Origin of the sequence: Candidatus Pelagibacter communis (assembly GCF_001180165.1) — a bacterium.
GTDB lineage: Bacteria > Pseudomonadota > Alphaproteobacteria > Pelagibacterales > Pelagibacteraceae > Pelagibacter > Pelagibacter ubique_P.
The window spans coordinates 1-4,461 of record NZ_CVSQ01000026.1; the positions used below are offsets into that span (position 1 = coordinate 1).

A 4,461-nucleotide genomic window follows, 5' to 3' on the forward strand; every position below is an offset into this window, starting at 1 on the left:
AAAACACAATATGAATAATATTGCTGTAGTTGAGAAAGGTTGGATAGGTGGTGGAAATACTGGACGGAATACTACAATTATTAGATCAAATTATTTATGGGACGCAAGTGCAGGATTATATGATCATGCATTAAAAATTTGGGAAGGTTTATCTCAAGAACTAAACTACAATGTAATGTTTAGTCAAAGAGGTGTAATGAACCTTGCACATAATTTACAAGATGTTAGAGATTTAAAAAGACGAACACATGCAAATAGACTAAATGGAATTGATGCAGTCTACTTAAGCACTGAAGAAGTTAAAAAATTTTGTCCAATTATAAATACATCACCGGATATTAGATACCCTGTTTTAGGAGGAACATTACAACGAAGAGCTGGTACAGCAAGACATGATGCTGTTGCTTGGGGATATGCAAGAGGTGCTGATGCGATGGGTGTTGATATTATTCAAAATTGTGAAGTTAAAGGAATAAAAAGAAATGGAGATAGTGTTGAAGGAATAGAAACAACAAAAGGATTTATAAAAACTAAGAAAGTTGGTGTAGTTGCAGCTGGTCATTCTAGCGTAATAGCTAATATGGCAGGTCTAAGACTGCCACTTGAAAGTAAACCTTTGCAAGCTTTGGTTTCTGAGCCTGTAAAACCAATTATTGATACAGTTGTAATGTCTAACGCAGTGCATGCTTATGTCAGTCAATCTGACAAAGGAGAATTGGTCATTGGTGCTGGAACAGACGACTATGTTTCTTATACTCAAAAAGGTAGTCATCAAATAGTTGAGGGAACATTAAATGCTATTTTAGAATTATATCCAATTTTCAGTAGAATGAGAATGTTAAGACAATGGGGAGGAATAGTAGATATTTGTCCTGACGCTAGTCCAATTTTAAGTAAAACTTCAATTAAAGGATTATACTTTAATTGTGGTTGGGGTACTGGAGGATTTAAAGCAACTCCTGGATCTGGAGATTTGTTTGCACATACCATTGCAAATGATGAACCACACAAACTTAATGCTGCATTTAATTTAAATAGATTTGTAAGCGGAGACCTTGTTGATGAACATGGTGCTGCAGCGGTTGCTCATTAATGTTTTTAATAAACTGTCCATACTGTGGAGAAAGAGATCAACAAGAATTTAAAGCTGGTGGTGAAGCTCATATTGAAAGACCTAAACAACCAACAGAATTAAGTGATGATGAATGGGCAGAATATTTATTTATGAGAAAAAATATTAAAGGTGTTCAATTTGAAAGATGGAACCATGCACATGGTTGTCGTAAGTGGTTTAATATGGTTAGAGATACATCTAATGATGAAATAAAAGCAATTTACAAAATGGGTGAAAAACCACCCGCTTAATAAAATGAATAAAAACCTAAGAGTAAAATCTAGCGAGTATATTGATGAAACTAATAGAATATCTTTTAAATTTAATGGCAAAACTTACCATGGATTTAAAGGCGATACTTTAGCTTCAGCATTACTTGCAAACGATGTTCATTTAGTTGGAAGAAGTTTTAAATATCATAGACCAAGAGGAATTATGACGTCTGGTTCTGAAGAACCAAATGCTATAGTTCAAGTAAATCCTTGTACAAACAGAACAGAACCTAATGTTAGAGCAACAGAGGTTGAGATTTATGAGGGTTTAGAGGCATCCAGTCAAAATTGTTGGCCAAGTGTAGAATTTGATATTGGTGGAATAAACAATTTTCTCTCCCCTTTTTTTCCAGCAGGTTTTTATTACAAAACATTTATGTGGCCTGCTAGTTTCTGGGAGAAATATGAATTTTTCATACGACACTCAGCCGGTTTAGGAAAATCACCAACATCAAATGATCCTGACATTTATGACCACCGAAATATTCACTGTGATGTATTGGTTGTAGGTGCAGGTATATCTGGAATACTAGCAGCAAAAAATGCTGCTAAAAATAATTTTAAAACGTTGTTAGTTGATGAAAAAAATGAACTTGGTGGCTCAACTATTTTTGAAAATAACGAATTTAACAAAATTGATAATAAAACTCCTTCTGAATGGTTAAAAAAAGAAATAGAGGAACTTAAAAATATTAAAAATCTTGAAATAAAAACTAGAACAAGTGTAGCTGCTTATCATCAATATAATTATCTTTTGGCTAGAGAAAATCTAACTGATCATTTAGAGGCAAAAGATAAAACAAATAAAATCAGACAAAGACTTCTGAAAATTAGAGCTAAAAAAGTTATTTTGGCCACAGGTGCTTTAGAAAGACCATTGATATTTAATAATAATGATAGACCAGGTATAATGCTTTCATCTGCTATTAAAAAATACAGTGAATTTTATGGAGTTGCTTGTGGTAGAAAAAATATATTTTTTACTAATAATGATAGTGCTTACGAAAGTGCTTTGTCACTATATAACAAAGGTATAAATGTTGAGGCAATTATTGATATAAGAGAACAATCTGAAAGTAAAATTGTTAAAAAAGTAAAAGAAGCAGGTATTAAAGTTTACTGGTCACATACGATTGTTGATACAGCTGGATACAAAAGATTAAATGGTATTTCAATCATGAAACTATCTAATGATGGTACTTCAGTTACTGGAAGTAAAATTTCTATTTCATGTGATTGCTTGGGAGTTGCTGGTGGTTGGACACCTGCTGTACATTTATATACACAATCAGGTAGTAAACTAAAGTTTGATGAGGAAAAACAAATTTTCTTACCAAATCAGAATACATCCGAACAAATAAGTGTAGGATCTTGTGGTGGAGATTTTAAAATTGATGAAATCATTAAAAATTTAAATCAAAAGCTTAAAGATACTCTAAATATTAAAGAAACAGATTTAGATAATATTAAAGTTGAGATCGATCAGGAAAATTCAAAAAGAAATATTTGGTTACTTCCTTCTGATAAACCTTTAGGTAAAACTAAACCATTTGTAGATTATCAAAACGATGCAACAGCTAAAGATATCAAATTAGCATTAAGAGAAGGTTTTAGATCTATTGAGCATGTAAAAAGATACACTACTACTGGAATGGGTACTGACCAAGGTAAACTAGGAAATATGCATGCATTGGGAATAATTGCAGATACAGCTGGTGTTAAAATGGGAGAATTAGGAACTACTACATTTAGACCTCCTTACACACCATTAACATTTGGAACTATTGTAGGTCGAAATGTTGGAAAGTTTTTTGATATTTTTAGAAGAACGCCAATGAATGATTGGCATGTTCAAAATAAAGCTGAATTTGAAAATGTCGGTCAATGGAAGAGAGCATGGTACTACCCTGTTAACGGAGAAACTATGAATCAAGCAGTACAAAGAGAAAGTAAAGCTGCTAGAGAAAGTGCTGGTATTTTAGATGCCTCTACTCTTGGTAAAATTGATATTCAAGGAAGTGATGCTTCTGAATTTTTAAATAGAGTTTATACAAACGCTTGGTCAAAATTAGCAGTAGGAAAATGTAGATATGGGCTAATGCTAAATGAAGATGGTATGGTTTATGATGATGGAGTTACAACAAGATTAGGTGAAAATCATTACATTATGACCACAACAACTGGTGGAGCAGCAAATGTTTTAGGTAAACTTGAAGACTATCTTCAAACAGAATGGCCTGAGCTTGATGTTTATTTAACCTCTGTAACAGATCATTATGCTACAGCTAGTTTATGCGGACCTAATAGTAAAAAAATTCTTAAAAAAATAATTCCCGATTTAGATTTATCAGATGAAAACTTTCCTCATATGTCATTCCAAGAGGCTCATATCGGTAATATCCAATGCAGAATAATGAGAATTAGTTTTACTGGAGAACACAGCTACGAAATAAATGTTCAAGCAAGTTATGGAAAAGATTTATGGGAAAAGTGTATAGAGGCAGGTCAAGAGTTTAACATTACTCCTTATGGAACTGAGACAATGCACTTATTAAGAGCAGAAAAAGGTTTTATTATTGTTGGTCAAGATACAGATGGAACAATGACTCCTATCGATCTTCAAATGGATTGGATAGTAAGCAAGAAGAAATACGATTTCATAGGTAAAAGATCTCTTTATAGATCAGATACAATGAGAGAAGATAGAAAGCAGTTAGTGGGTTTATTAACAGAGGATCCAAATGAAGTTTTAGAAGAAGGAGCCCAAATAGTTTCTGAATTAAATAAAAGTCCAGTTGAAATGCTAGGACATGTAACATCAAGTTATTTCAGTCCCAACCTAAAAAAATCGATTGCACTTGCAGTAGTTAAAGGTGGAAAAGATATGATGGGAAAAAAACTTTTTGTGCCCATGGAAAATAAAAATATTAATGTCACTGTTGCAAATCCAGTCTTTTATGATGAGAAAAATGAGAGGTTGAATGCTTAACTATAATCCAGTTATTAAAAATGAAATTAATCAAGAGAATGTTTCTGTAAAAGAAATCTCTCCAGTGATGAAAATTAATTTAAGAG

General features: G+C 32.5%; 3 protein-coding genes. All 3 read left to right on the forward strand.

Features of this window, described 5'->3' with window-relative positions; genetic code table 11:
* The coding region (locus AMN88_RS01885) for a sarcosine oxidase subunit beta family protein (RefSeq protein WP_075536176.1) at nt 1-1,093 on the forward strand (1,093 nt) is incomplete at its 5' end.
* Entirely contained in the window at nt 1,093-1,365 is a 273-nt protein-coding gene (locus tag AMN88_RS01890; RefSeq protein WP_075536174.1) for a sarcosine oxidase subunit delta, read from the forward strand. The genes AMN88_RS01885 and AMN88_RS01890, both read left to right, overlap by 1 nt.
* A gap of 4 nt (nt 1,366-1,369) precedes the next feature.
* The gene (locus AMN88_RS01895; RefSeq protein ID WP_075536175.1) at nt 1,370-4,375 is read left to right on the forward strand and encodes a sarcosine oxidase subunit alpha family protein; all 3,006 of its coding nucleotides are present in this window, start codon (nt 1,370-1,372) and stop codon (nt 4,373-4,375) included.
* Nucleotides 4,376-4,461: the final 86 nt, after the last annotated feature.

Excerpts from the sequence above, each read along its gene's own strand:
- AMN88_RS01890 (WP_075536174.1), top strand. The coding sequence starts at position 1,093 with ATGTTTTTAATAAACTGTCCATACTGTGGAGAAAGAGATCAACAAGAA.
- AMN88_RS01895 (WP_075536175.1), top strand. The coding sequence starts at position 1,370 with ATGAATAAAAACCTAAGAGTAAAATCTAGCGAGTATATTGATGAAACT.